Here is a 12,497-nt window from a genome sequence, read left to right as displayed (position 1 = left end):
GCGGATCTGTCCCCGGAAAAATTCATCCCGACTCTGGAGAGCGCTCCCCATAAAAGACAATAAAACGTTATTTGTGGTGTAAAAGCGTTCCTTTTGGCTAGTCCCTACTGCGCGTGTCGCGAGATCTGGTTAGTACGGCGCAACCGCGGAGCGGTGGGCATCAATGACTAACTGCTCGTTGATAGCGGGGAAAGCTCGCTGCGAACAGTTCTGGCGCGGGCAGGTGCGGCAGCCAGCGCCAATCGGGGTCGCGGAAGAAAGGGCATCGAGGTTCAGGCCCTGGGCGTAGACAGTGCGGTTGGCGTGGCGGGCCTCGCAGCCCAAGCCGATGGAGAAGAGCTTGTTGGTATCCCCGAAACGGCCTTGCGGGTAGCTCACCGTGCGCGAAACCCAGAGGTAATTGCGCCCATCCGGCATCTGCGCCAGCTGGCGGGAAATGGTGTTGGGGCGTGAGAAGGACTCGTAGACATTCCACAGCGGGCAGGTGCCGCCGGAGTTGGAAAAGTGCACGCCCGTGGCTGATTGGCGCTTGGACATGTTGCCGGCGCGGTCCACCCGTACAAAGGTAAAGGGGATGCCGCGCTTGTTGGGTCGCTGCAGCGTGGAAAGGCGGGAGGCAATGGTTTCATAGCCCACGCCGAAAACATTGCAGAGGTACTCCACGTCATACCCGGATTGCTCGGCCTCACTATGGATGAGGTTGTAGGGCAAAAGGATGGCTGCAGCGTAGTAGTTGGCGATTCCCCGCTTGGCCAAGTTGATCGAGGCATCCGAGGTGAAGGGTTCTTCGTCCACGAGGTGGCTAATAAGCTCACCCGCTTCCAGGAACCCCAGCTCCGCCGCCATGCGGAAGGCGCGCTGGCCCACGCTCAGGCGGCTGGCTAGGCGAAGGGTGCCGGTGTTCTTGTCAAAGCGGTGCAGTGTGCCATCCATGCGATCGGTGGTGAGAATCTCCACGCCGTGCTGGGATATGAGCCTGTCATTTAGAGCCTGCTCGATATCGCGGATGTGGAAGGGGGTGACGCCGAGCTCCGCGGCAATTCCCTCGGCATGAATATCCAATTCATCGAGGTAATTCTGCCGGGCATAGAAGAAGTCCCGCACCTCGTCGTGAGGCATGGATAGCGCCTGGCTGCCATCCGAGCGGCGGGTATCGGTGGCAAGCGAAAGCTTGTCGCGAATGTTGCGGTAGCGACGGTGGATATCCACGAGCGTGCGGGCAACGGTGGGGTGGTTATAAACCAACTCGGACAATTCCTGAAGCTCCACGGGGGAGGGGCAGATTTCCTGGTCTTGTACGACATCCTGGATTTCTGCCAGCAGGCGTGAGTCATCATCGCGGGAGAAGAACGTGGCATCAACGCCAAATGCTTCAGTGATTTTCAGCAAGACCGGGACGGTAAGCGGGCGCACGTCATGCTCAATCTGGTTGACGTAGCTCGCTGAAAGCCCCAGCGTAGCGGCGAGGGAGGCTTGGCTGAGATCACGTTCGCGGCGCAGCTGGCGCAGGCGCGAACCCACGTATGTCTTGCTCATGTGAGCTAGGTTACCTAGTGCCTTTCACTCATAACAATATTTTTGCAAGGAATGTGTGAAGTATTTTAACTCCGCTGCGAAGTGGGGGTGTTGGCAAGGTGCTGGGCGGGAAATGAAAGGCGGATACCAAGCGAAAGTTTGACACCTAAAGGGGTAGGGTCGTCACTCACGCCACACCCTGTGACAAAAGTCTCATCGGCGAAATGTTTTCGCAAGGTCAATATTGCGTAAAGGGAAGTGATCAAGGTAGAGCGGCAAAAGGGGTGGGGCACTTAAGGCAACCCTTGCCTTATCTCAAATCTTTCGGCGGGCTGTAGGAGGGGCAAGGGGCCTGCAAAGCAAAGAGATAACTAGTGGTCAGCGTGAAGTTCTGCGTAAGGTAAGGACGACTATGGAGGTGTCATGTCTGTAAAAAATCCTGACCGTGAAGCTCTCGCTCACGGCCGCATTACTAATGAAACGATTCGTCCTAAGCCGGGAATTCCGTCCTGGGCTTTGAAACTGACGATGGCAATTACCGGTCTGTTCTTCGCACTCTTCGTTGTGGGACACATGGCCGGCAACTTGAAGCTTTACCTGCCGGCTCATGACGGCCAGGAAGCCCTCGATGCCTACGGTGCATTCCTGCGCAGCATGGGTGATCCGCTGATTCCGAGCGGCCACCTTCTGTGGATCATCCGCATCGTTTTGCTGGCGTGCGTGATCGCCCACATTTACGGTGCCTTCGCGCTGACCGCTCGCTCCAAGGCATCCCGCGGTAAGTTCAAGCGCACCAACCTGATGGGCGGCATGGATTCCTTTGCGACGAAGACCATGCTGGTGACCGGCGTCGTGCTGCTCCTGTTCATCGTCTTCCACATCCTGGATCTGACGATGGGTGTTCAGCCGATCGCTCCGGAGGCTTTCGCTCATGGTGCCGTGAAGGCCAACATGATCGCTACCTTCTCCCGCTGGCCGGTGACCATCATTTACATCGTCGCCATGCTCTGCCTCTTCCTGCACCTGACCCACGGCATCCGCCTTGCGGCTTCCGACCTGGGTATTACCGGTGCTAAGTGGCGCGAGGTATTTGTCATCCTGGCGTACGTTGTCCCGGCCGTCGTGTGCCTGGCAAACATCGTCATGCCGTTGTCCGTCGCCCTGGGCTGGGTCAGCTAAAGGAGTTTTGAACCCATGACTAACGCGAATCCTGTGTCGAACGCGAACACTGAACTCAAGCGCGAGCACCCGAACTTCTCGCACCCGCAGTCCATCGTCCCGGGCGTTAAGCCGGGCCGCATCCTGGAGTCCCACGAGCCGCACGGCGTCCCGATGAAGGACATGTGGAGCTACCAGAAGGACCACATGGAGCTGGTCTCGCCGCTGAACCGCCGCAAGTTTGAAATCATCGTTGTCGGCACCGGCCTGGCTGCTGGTTCCGCTGCGGCTGCCCTCGGCGAGCTGGGCTACAAGGTAAAGGTCTTCACCTACCACGACTCCCCGCGCCGTGCGCACTCCATTGCTGCGCAGGGTGGTGTGAACTCTTCCCGCCACAAGAAGGTGGATAACGACTCCGCTTACCGCCACACCAAGGACACCGTGAAGGGTGGCGACTACCGCTGCCGCGAGTCCGACTGCTGGCGCTTGGCTTATGAGTCCATCCGCGTCATCGACCACATGAACGCCATCGGTGCTCCGTTTGCTCGCGAGTACGGCGGCACCCTGGCTACCCGTTCCTTCGGTGGTGTGCAGGTCTCCCGCACCTACTACACCCGTGGCCAAACAGGCCAGCAGCTGCAGCTGTCCACCACGTCTGCGCTCTACCGCCAGATTGGCCTGGGCAACGTGGAGCTCTTCGCTCACCACGACCTGCAGGACATCATCACCTACACCGACGGTGGCAAGAAGCGCGCCGGCGGCATCGTGACCCGTAACCTCATCACCGGCGAGCTGAAGGCCTTCACCGGCCACGCAGTCATCCTCGGTACCGGCGGTTACGGCAACGTCTACCACATGTCCACGCTGGCTAAGAACTCGAACGCTGGCGCCATGATGCGTGCGTACGAGAACGGTGCTTACCTGGCTTCCCCGGCATTCATCCAGTTCCACCCGACTGGCCTGCCGGTGAACTCCGAGTGGCAGTCCAAGACCATCCTCATGTCCGAGTCGCTGCGTAACGACGGCCGCATTTGGTCTCCGATCAAGGAGAAGGATGACCGTCCTGCCAACGAGATTCCGGAAGAGGAGCGCGACTACTTCCTGGAGCGCCGCTACCCGGCCTTCGGTAACCTCGTCCCGCGTGACGTGGCGTCCCGTGCCATCTCCCAGCAGATCAACAAGGGCCTGGGTGTTGGACCGCTGCACAACTCTGTGTACCTGGATTTCCGCGACGCCATCGAGCGTCTGGGCAAGGACAAGATCCGCGAGCGTTACTCCAACCTCATCGAAATGTACGAAGAGGCCATTGGTGAATCCGCTTATGAGACCCCGATGCGTATCGCCCCGACCTGCCACTTCACCATGGGTGGCCTGTGGACGGACTTCAATGAGATGACCGCCATCGACGGTCTCTTCGCCTCCGGTGAGTGCTCCTGGACCTACCACGGCGCCAACCGTCTGGGTGCGAACTCCCTGTTGTCCGCTTCCGTTGATGGCTGGTTCACCCTGCCGTTCACCATCCCGAACTACCTGGCACACCACCTGGGTGAGGCCAAGCTGGCTGAGGATTCTGCTGAGGCCAACGAGACTGTCGCTCGCGCTCAGGCTCGCATCGACCGCCTCATGTCCATCCAGGGCCAGAACCCGCACGGCCCGGCGTACTACCACCGCCAGCTGGGTGACATCCTCTACTGGGGTTGCGGCGTGTCCCGTAACGTCGAGGACCTCAAGGTTGCCATCGAGAAGGTTCGCGAGCTGCGCAAGGACTTCTGGGCTAACGTCCGCATCACTGGTGAGGCCAACGACATGAACCAGGTCCTCGAGTACGGTCTGCGCGTTGCTGACTACATCGACCTGGGTGAGCTCATGTGTATTGACGCCCTTGACCGCGACGAGTCCTGTGGTGCTCACTTCCGCGAGGACCACCTCTCCGAGGACGGCGAGGCCGAGCGTGATGACGAGAACTGGTGCTTTGTTTCCGCTTGGGAGCCGGGCGCTGCTGAGGGCGAGTTCATCCGCCACGCTGAGCCGCTGTACTTTGATTCGATCCCGCTGATGACAAGGAACTACAAGTAATGAAACTGACACTTGAGATCTGGCGTCAAGCCGGACCGACGCAAGAAGGCAAGTTCGAGACCGTGCAGGTTGACGACGCCGCCGAGCAGATGTCCATCCTGGAGTTGCTCGACCACGTCAACGACCGCCTCATTGAGGAAGGCACCGAGCCTTTCGCATTCGCTTCTGACTGCCGCGAGGGCATCTGCGGTACCTGTGGCCTCCTGGTCAACGGCCGCCCGCACGGCCCGGGCCAGAACACCCCGGCCTGCCAGCAGCGCCTCTTCCAGTTCAAGGATGGCGACACCATCAAGCTGGAGCCTTTCCGCTCCGCTGCCTACCCGGTTATCAAGGACATGATCGTGGACCGCGCCAAGCTGGACCACGTCATGGAGCAGGGCGGCTACGTGTCCATGGATGCGGGTACCGCTCCGGACGCTGACACCCTGCACGTCAACCACGAGACCTCCGAGTACGCCCTGGATCACGCTGCCTGCATCGGCTGCGGTGCCTGCGTGGCATCCTGCCCGAACGGTGCTGCCCACCTGTTCACCGGCGCCAAGCTGGTTCACCTCTCCCTCATGCCGCTGGGCAAGGAAGAGCGTGGCCGCCGCGCACGCAACATGGTGGACGATCTGGAGCAGAACTTCGGCCACTGCTCGCTCTATGGCGAGTGTGCCGACGTCTGCCCGGCTGGTGTGCCGCTGACCGCGGTTTCCGCGGTTACCCGCGAACGCGCACGTGCTGCTTTCCGCGGCAAGGACGACTAAGCTATAGTCATTCACAGGATTAACAGGAACGAGAGAAAGTTTCAGCCATGAGCGACCTCAACCCGGCAGTTGCTGATCACCACAGCGAGACCTACCCGGAGTTCTCCGGTAAGATTCAGGACTCCTACATCGAGGGATATGACCCCGTTTCTTACGGCGCACCGCACTCTTCTTTGCTGCGCACCTCCACCTGGGTGGGCATGGGTCTGACTCTCTCGATCCTGCCGCCGCTGGGCATCCTGATCTGGGGCCTCGGCACCTGGCTCTACCCGGACGGTACCGCGGGTGCTGATTACCAGATCAACCTGATCGTGGGCGCCATCGCCAGCGTTGTCGTAGCCATCCTGGCTATCGCCGCCGTCAAGTATGGCCGCCGCTACTACCGCCAGTACCGCAAGGAAACCGGCCGCATCAACTAGGCACCTCCTAGGCCGTTGAACGCCTGAGTTTCTGTACTGGTACCACAACAACCCCCACCTCCAAACAAACACAACGCATGGGAGACCATGTGAGGAGGTGGGGGTTGTTGGCGTTTGGGGTGAGCGCCGGCGCTTGGCGACGTCCCGCTCGTGCCTCCTTGCGCGGAATATTCATTCAGCCTAGAACTGTGATGTCTAGCGACTTTTTGGACGCGGAGTCCAGGAGGTTTTGGACAGGATGTCTAGTGGCTTTTGGGACATTTACGGCGGTGGAATAGCCGGATGGCTATTCCATTGCATAAGCGTAGAAAGGTCGCAGATTTCGATCCCGTTCGTGACGGCAAGACGGTCACACAGTTTTGCAAAGAATTGGGGATCTCGCGGCAGACGTACCACAACATCAAACACCGGATAGCGCAGAAGGGCCGAGCAGGTATTGTGCCGGATTCGACTGCCCCGAAGAACCCGTTTAAGAAATTTGACGAAGCCGACAAAATCGCAGTCGTCCATGCCAGACAACAGTTAATGGAGCAAGGCTTAGATTATGGCCCTTGGTCGATCTACTATTTCTTGTTCGACACCCCTAGCCCCCAACCTTGCCCCAGCCGAATCAACCAACCTTCTGCACTCGATACCGATCTCCAGGAAAATAGAATCTCGAACGACCCAATGCATTTCCAAAGGAATGCCAAAGCATGTTCAAAATGTGGTTCCAACAATGCGAGGGGATTTGCCGATAGGATTAGACCTAAAACAGGTTCAATAACCCCGAATATTCCAATGCCAACTCGAATACCGCTCTATTTGACCGTCGCCACAACACTCCGAGACGAAATAAATTCATCTGTGCTAGTTGGATACTTACCTTCCGAATCCAGCCTTCAACAGCGTTTTGACGTCTCCCGATCCGTCATTCGCCAAGCGCTTTCCCTCTTAGAATCAGAAGGTTTACTTTCCAAATCGCAAGGTCGACAAACAGAGGTAATAAATCCGAAGAGAGTCCATCGAGTTGCCCAATCACTTAATGGTCTAGGCATGCAGGCCCTGCTCCAAGAAATGGACGTTCGTACGAAAGTGCTGACGCTGACAAGGAATTCCATTAGTGGAGATATTACATTTCGCCGAATCAGATTCTTGGACGGTGTACCATTCTGCGTCATCGACACGCAGGTACCTTTCGAGGCTGCCACGGGGGTAGACGAAGATTCACTGGAGCAGAGTTCGCTACATGACCTATTCCGCTCAGCAGGAAACATGCCTACCCATTCGTCACGATCAATTACAGCCATTCCTGCGTCTGAGGAATTAGCCGCCCTCTTAGAGTTGCCAGTTGGCGCCCCCCTTCTTGTGCTCTCAGGCAATACAACAAATATCGACGGGGATGAGATCGAACGATTTACCACTTTCCACGCCGGTACCCGCGTTGCGCTAGATCTCGAAACTTCCACATAGTGTGAACCGGCACACAAAAAGACAGCCATAAGACCCTTGACTTATCCGTACAAGTTGCTAAATTCTTACTTGTACGGATAAGCGATGCTGTCTGTCAGCATCTACACTAAGGATATTGGAATGGCTGAATCACAAAAATCAATCCTTCCTCTCTGGGATTGGATGAATAAAGTCCCTGGCGGAACAATGGTCATCCCCCTCATTCTGGGATCAATCGTCGGAACTTTCTTCCCTTCATTCCTTGACATGGGTTCTTTTACCACCGGACTTTTCAAATCGTCCGCGACGCCACTAATTGCACTACTAATTTTTGCTACAGGTACCCAAATCACTGTTCGAAGCTCCGGACCAGTGCTCGCACATGCGGGAACAATTCTTCTCGCCAAGACAATTATTCCGGGCCTTCTGATCGTTGGGCTTGGACACCTGATCGGTTTGGATGGATTCTTCGGAATTTCAATCCTCGCTCTACTAACCGTGGTAGCAAATTCCAACGGCGGAGTATGGCTCGCTTTCACTGGCAAATACGGCGACTACCGAGATCGCGGCGCGTACATCGCTTCAGCCGTAAATGATGGCCCCTTCTTCACTTTACTTTTCTTAGGCGCTTCAGGAATGGCCGACATCCCTCTCTCGCTAATGGCCGCAGCAGTCATTCCACTCATCATTGGAATGGTTGTAGGAAATCTTGATCCCAAATGGACCGACGTTCTCCGTCCTACCGGTGCCATCGTAATTCCATTCTTTGCCTTTGCTCTAGGAACCGGAATTAACTTGGGCTCAATCGCCACAGGCGGAGCGATGGGACTGATCCTCGGCGTAATTTCGGTACTTCTTACCGGCGCGGTTACCTATCTTGGATACAAATTTGTTCTTCGACGCGGCCGAGAATCAGGCATGGGCTTCGCCGCGGCTACAACAGCTGGAAATGCTGTAGCGACTCCGTTAATCGTTGCAGAAGCAGACCCTACGTTTGTCCAATATGTAGATGCAGCCACAACTCAGGTAGCCGCCGCAGTTCTTGTTTCTGCAATTCTGGCTCCCCTACTCGCAGCGTACGTTCTCAAGAAAGAAGGCGGATTGATAGATCGGAGTGAGGCCGAAGTGCCACAAAATCTTGACGAGGAGAAAGTCTAAATGTTACCTCGTACCCTAGTCTTAGCGGATGACCTTACTGGAGCAAATGACACCGCAGTCCAGTTCGCAGACAACGGTTTCAACACGCTCCTCACAAGCTCCGTTCAAGAACTTGTAAAACTGGACAATTCAAGAAGTGAAGTTGTCGCAATCAACGCTGCCACCCGACCAAGCTACGCAAAGGCCGAGGAAACCACAAGGAATTTGACTGAGCAAGCTATAAGAGCCGGGTTTGAGCAGATTTATCTCAAGGTTGATTCAACGATGCGGGGATCTGTGGCGCAACAAATTAAGGGCGCAATCGCAGGACTTGGTAATCGAAATGCGCTCGCATTCGTTTGCACCGCATATCCAGAAATGGGACGAGTCATCAATGATGAAGTTCTATACGTAGACGGAATTCCAGTTACCGAAACTCGCAGTGGGCGAGATCCGATCACACCCGTGAAGTCTTCCAGAATTGGCGATCTAATTCCTGGCTCATTTCATGTTAGGAATCACCACGACGTCGACCACTGTGTCCAAGAAATTATCGAAAGCACCGCTCAAATAATTACTTTCGATGCAAGAGTTCAAGAAGATCTAGAGCAGATTAGTGAAGTCGCGGACCGAGTCGAGCGGCCAATTGTCTTTGTCGGCTCTGCCGGCCTTGCACAAGCACTTATCGCCAAGGCAAGCGAACCAAAATCAGCAGCAAAACTACCGCTACCAATCGATTTTCCACCTTTGGTCGTGGTGACATCGATTCATGACGTGAGTCAAGCACAGGTCGATGAATATATTTCAGACTCCGCAGGAGTTTCGTCTACTGTGTTCAGCCCGGCCCCAGCTCAGCTCACACAAGACCCCTCAATGCCCAGCCTTCTACGGCAAATCAGTGTGCTTTCGCAAGACACCAATGGTGTACTCGTCTTGAGAGCAAACCCAACGGTTACTGCATCGATTGAAAAACGAGCTCAAGTTGCATCTGACTTCGCGAACAAGCTTTCATCACTTACTAAGAAGGCACTACAAAGCGGAAAGTTTGGATCGCTAATCATTTTCGGTGGAGACGGCTCTGCTGCATGCTTCAAAGAACTTTCCATAGCAAATACCCAAGTTCTCGGAAGCATTGAAAAAGGCGTTCCTCTCTCAATAGTCGTAGACGGGCCATTTGAAAAGCTACCCATCGTGACAAAGTCTGGTGGATTTGGGGAACCCAATCTATTGATCAATATTGTGAATCAAATTTGGAAAGGAATTTCAAATGAATAATCCAACACTTGCTATTACCATCGGAGACATTTCCGGAATCGGACCCGAAATCACAGCTAAGACACTCCTGCTTCACCCTGAACTGCGTGAAATTTGTGTCCCCATAGCCTACGGTGATGCCAATTCATTGCGCCATGGATGTGAGGTAGCAGGTCTAGATCCAAATTCCGTTCACGTCTTGACTTCTCCAAGTGACGCAACTAATGATCCCAACCGAATCGAAGTCATCCAGGTTGGACCAGAACTTGAACGAGTTGAGCTCGGCAAAGTTTCGGCCACCGCAGGCGATGGTGCATACCGATTCGTCGTCGCTGCATGCGACGACGCAAAAAAGAACCTCGTTCAAGGGATTGTCACCGCACCGCTGAACAAAGAAGCCATGCATGCGGGCGGACACCTGTGGCCTGGACATACAGAAATCTTGGCACATGAATTTGGCGTGGAAAACTATTCAATGATTCTTTCCGCAGATGATCTATTTCTCTTTCACCTGACCACCCACCAATCACTCAAGTCCGCAGTTGATTCGTGTACACCGGATCGAACCTACAATGTAATCAAACTCGCAGCAGCTCTTGGAAAGGCTAATGGACACCCTGAGTGGACAATTGGAGTTTGCGGAATCAATCCACACGCAGGTGAAAATCGTCTGTTCGGCGATGAAGACCAAGACCAACTGCTCCCAGGAATCCAAAGAGCTCAAGAAGAAGGAATAAACGTCACAGGACCGCTGCCAGCTGATGCACTGATTCCTGCTGCAGTAAAAGGAAAATACAACCTTGTTATCGCCTGTTATCACGACCAAGGACACGCTCCGTTCAAGGCCGTATACGGAGACAACGGGGTAAACATCACTTCTGGCCTCCCAGTTGTACGTGTTTCCGTGGATCACGGCACCGCTTTTGACATCGCTGGAAAAGGCATTGCACGCGAAGAATCTTTAGTACTGGCAACGAGGCGTGCCGCTGAGCTTTCTTCTGGATGGGCCGATGTCTGGACCGTGGCTTCGAGCTAAACGGATCCACAAGACCTCATTAATTACTTGTTTGCCGTCTTCGGAGACCAATCCTTTCGTCAGTCTCCACTTTCAAAGACGTACTCGAGCCCGCGCTTGGGGTTGATCTCTCGGTAGAAGTCCTCGGCATAGACCCACATGTGCGCGAGGATCCCGCCCAGCTGCGCCCGCAGCTGGGCGTCACTGTAGTCCCAGGCGGTGGAAATGCGGCCGAGAAGCAGCAGGTTCAAGTCCTCGTGGCCGTCATTGAGGATGAGGTAGGAGGTCACGACGGCTTGCTCCTGGTTGGCCTTGACCACCCAGCCCATGAGCTCCGGCAGGGAGCAGCCACAGCGCGCGGACGGCACCGTGAGGCGGAAGACGATGTCGCCGCGCATGCCACCTGTCGATTTGGGGTAGTTGGTACCGCGAGTCCGCGTAGTTGGTACCGGTGTTCTGCGTACCCGGTACTGCAAGGGGGTTTTCTTTCATAGTTGATGTTGGCGACACCACAATCCGCTGGTGTTGCGTCAACTTCTACTTGGAAGGAGCTGGTCCTTGTGGCCAACTTCAAGCAGATCATCGCGATGTGCCTTGATGGTGCTAGCTACGCGCAGATCACACACGCATTGGGATGTTCACGACGAGAGGTATCCTGAAGGTGATATCGCCTACGTAGACGTGGTTCGGCCTGTCAGCGGTGAATTTGCGGCCTATTAAATCGGGCATGACTCGATGGCCAGGCTTGCGCCTGGTGGTGATGCATCGACGCCGTTTAGTAAAGCCTTTCAGCCCCATGGATTTCATGATGCGTGCGACCTTCTTGTGGTTGATCGGGGGAAAGTCCGCCTCGTCGTTGAGGCTTGCAGCGATGCGTTTAGCACCATAAAGCCCGTGCTCATTATCGAAGATGGTCTTGATTCTCGCACCAATAAGGGCATCGGAACACGTCTTTAACCTGCGTTCTTGGCGGATGTTGAGCCATTTGTAGAACGAGGAGCGATTGAGATTTAACACGTGGCACATCCGCTTGACCGAGTATTCGGTTTGGTGGTCATCGACAAACTGGAAGCGGATTACCAGCGTGTCTCTTTAAGCAAAATATTTCGCGGCCTTGCGCAGGATGTCGCGTTCTTCGCGCAGTTTCGCGTTTTCTTTTTCTAGCTGGCGGATCCGTTCAGAATCAGTGGTCGCCTGGGCCTTGTCACGCATGGTCTTCGTGCGGGCACGTTTGCCGGTGCCGTACTGCTTAAGCCAGGAATAAAGTGAGGAGCGATTGACTCCAAGCTCTGCTGAAGCCGCGTGAAGTGATAGGTCCTCATTGTTTTCGTAGAGGGCCACAGCATCACGTTTGAACTGTTCGGAGTACCTAGGCATGGTGGTAGATTACCTTTCTTCCCAACCCAACCGGGCTGGATATCAGGTGTCTACCTAACAGGGGTCAGGTCCAAGCTCTGGGAGGTGTGCCGCAGCCTGGGCATTGCTCAGTCCGTGGGGCGTACTGGTGTGTGCTTCGATAACGCGATGGCCGAGTCGTTCTGGTCCATGCTTAAAACCGAGTTCTACGACCGTAAGCGCTGGGCGACCCGTGATGCCGCGCATAAGGCCGTTGCCTACTGGATTGAAGTCGTCTACAACCGTCGGCGCCGGCACTCCGCACTGGGGATGGTCAGCCCCGTCGACTTCGAGAACCACACCGGTTCAACCACCAGCAGAAAAGAAATAGCTGCCTAACCACTAGGT

12 protein-coding genes and 1 pseudogene are annotated in these 12,497 nt (G+C 55.4%); 9 read left to right on the top strand and 4 right to left on the bottom strand.

The annotated features are described in order from the left end of the window. Positions 1-129 precede the first annotated feature (129 nt). Positions 130-1,536, bottom strand: coding sequence for an acetate metabolism transcriptional regulator RamB (gene ramB, locus HMPREF3147_RS02025; protein ID WP_070444035.1), 1,407 nt, complete (start codon positions 1,534-1,536; stop codon positions 130-132). Positions 1,537-1,938: 402 nt separating this feature from the next. Between ramB and HMPREF3147_RS02020 the strand changes: the two genes are divergently transcribed. From HMPREF3147_RS02020 to pdxA, 8 genes are all read left to right on the top strand, one after another. Continuing rightward, on the top strand, positions 1,939-2,694 hold the full coding sequence (locus HMPREF3147_RS02020) for a succinate dehydrogenase cytochrome b subunit (protein WP_070444033.1): 756 nt from the start codon (positions 1,939-1,941) through the stop codon (positions 2,692-2,694). 15 nt (positions 2,695-2,709) lie between these two features. Continuing rightward, positions 2,710-4,749, top strand: a complete 2,040-nt coding sequence (locus tag HMPREF3147_RS02015) for a fumarate reductase/succinate dehydrogenase flavoprotein subunit (protein ID WP_070444030.1) — start codon at positions 2,710-2,712, stop codon at positions 4,747-4,749. Continuing rightward, entirely contained in the window at positions 4,749-5,498 is a 750-nt protein-coding gene (locus HMPREF3147_RS02010) for a succinate dehydrogenase/fumarate reductase iron-sulfur subunit (protein WP_070444027.1), read from the top strand. Before HMPREF3147_RS02015 ends, HMPREF3147_RS02010 begins: the two co-directional genes overlap by 1 nt. A 47-nt stretch (positions 5,499-5,545) precedes the next feature. After that, on the top strand, positions 5,546-5,917 hold the full coding sequence (locus tag HMPREF3147_RS02005) for a hypothetical protein (protein WP_070444024.1): 372 nt from the start codon (positions 5,546-5,548) through the stop codon (positions 5,915-5,917). 282 nt (positions 5,918-6,199) lie between these two features. Further along, a complete protein-coding gene (locus tag HMPREF3147_RS12455) occupies positions 6,200-7,369 on the top strand; it encodes a UTRA domain-containing protein (RefSeq protein ID WP_083276409.1) in 1,170 nt (389 codons plus the stop codon). 120 nt (positions 7,370-7,489) lie between these two features. Further along, on the top strand, positions 7,490-8,506 hold the full coding sequence (locus HMPREF3147_RS02000; RefSeq protein ID WP_201828758.1) for a 2-keto-3-deoxygluconate permease: 1,017 nt from the start codon (positions 7,490-7,492) through the stop codon (positions 8,504-8,506). Continuing rightward, a complete protein-coding gene (locus HMPREF3147_RS12450) occupies positions 8,507-9,760 on the top strand; it encodes a four-carbon acid sugar kinase family protein (protein WP_083276408.1) in 1,254 nt (417 codons plus the stop codon). Then, complete coding sequence (gene pdxA, locus HMPREF3147_RS12445; RefSeq protein WP_083276407.1) at positions 9,753-10,775, top strand: 4-hydroxythreonine-4-phosphate dehydrogenase PdxA; 1,023 nt, start codon at positions 9,753-9,755, stop codon at positions 10,773-10,775. Before HMPREF3147_RS12450 ends, pdxA begins: the two co-directional genes overlap by 8 nt. Before the next feature lie 59 nt (positions 10,776-10,834). Here the strand turns inward: pdxA and HMPREF3147_RS01990 are convergent, their stop codons facing one another. From HMPREF3147_RS01990 to HMPREF3147_RS01980, 3 genes are all read right to left on the bottom strand, one after another. Continuing rightward, on the bottom strand, positions 10,835-11,152 hold the full coding sequence (locus HMPREF3147_RS01990; RefSeq protein ID WP_070444018.1) for a hypothetical protein: 318 nt from the start codon (positions 11,150-11,152) through the stop codon (positions 10,835-10,837). 220 nt (positions 11,153-11,372) lie between these two features. Next, positions 11,373-11,771 carry an IS3 family transposase gene (locus HMPREF3147_RS01985; protein ID WP_083276406.1) on the bottom strand — a complete coding sequence of 133 codons (399 nt, stop codon included), beginning with the start codon at positions 11,769-11,771 and terminating at the stop codon, positions 11,373-11,375. A 75-nt stretch (positions 11,772-11,846) separates the two neighbouring features. Beyond that, a complete protein-coding gene (locus HMPREF3147_RS01980) occupies positions 11,847-12,131 on the bottom strand; it encodes an IS3 family transposase (protein WP_070444015.1) in 285 nt (94 codons plus the stop codon). Positions 12,132-12,200: 69 nt separating this feature from the next. Here HMPREF3147_RS01980 and HMPREF3147_RS01975 point away from each other — a divergent pair. Further along, positions 12,201-12,488: pseudogene (locus HMPREF3147_RS01975) on the top strand (integrase core domain-containing protein); the annotation flags it as partial. Positions 12,489-12,497: the final 9 nt, after the last annotated feature.

Origin of the sequence: Corynebacterium sp. HMSC05D03 (genome assembly GCF_001807205.1) — a bacterium.
Lineage (GTDB): Bacteria > Actinomycetota > Actinomycetes > Mycobacteriales > Mycobacteriaceae > Corynebacterium > Corynebacterium aurimucosum.
This window is presented reverse-complemented; position numbering and strand designations above follow the sequence as displayed.

Bases quoted from the DNA above. Each gene is read 5' to 3' on its own strand.
- HMPREF3147_RS02005 (WP_070444024.1), top strand. From the start codon at position 5,546: ATGAGCGACCTCAACCCGGCAGTTGCTGATCACCACAGCGAGACCTAC.
- HMPREF3147_RS01980 (WP_070444015.1), bottom strand. From the start codon at position 12,131: ATGCCTAGGTACTCCGAACAGTTCAAACGTGATGCTGTGGCCCTCTAC.
- HMPREF3147_RS01990 (WP_070444018.1), bottom strand. From the start codon at position 11,152: ATGCGCGGCGACATCGTCTTCCGCCTCACGGTGCCGTCCGCGCGCTGT.
- HMPREF3147_RS02000 (WP_201828758.1), top strand. From the start codon at position 7,490: ATGGCTGAATCACAAAAATCAATCCTTCCTCTCTGGGATTGGATGAAT.
- ramB (WP_070444035.1), bottom strand. From the start codon at position 1,536: ATGAGCAAGACATACGTGGGTTCGCGCCTGCGCCAGCTGCGCCGCGAA.
- HMPREF3147_RS12455 (WP_083276409.1), top strand. From the start codon at position 6,200: ATGGCTATTCCATTGCATAAGCGTAGAAAGGTCGCAGATTTCGATCCC.
- pdxA (WP_083276407.1), top strand. From the start codon at position 9,753: ATGAATAATCCAACACTTGCTATTACCATCGGAGACATTTCCGGAATC.
- HMPREF3147_RS02010 (WP_070444027.1), top strand. From the start codon at position 4,749: ATGAAACTGACACTTGAGATCTGGCGTCAAGCCGGACCGACGCAAGAA.
- HMPREF3147_RS02020 (WP_070444033.1), top strand. From the start codon at position 1,939: ATGTCTGTAAAAAATCCTGACCGTGAAGCTCTCGCTCACGGCCGCATT.
- HMPREF3147_RS02015 (WP_070444030.1), top strand. From the start codon at position 2,710: ATGACTAACGCGAATCCTGTGTCGAACGCGAACACTGAACTCAAGCGC.
- HMPREF3147_RS12450 (WP_083276408.1), top strand. From the start codon at position 8,507: ATGTTACCTCGTACCCTAGTCTTAGCGGATGACCTTACTGGAGCAAAT.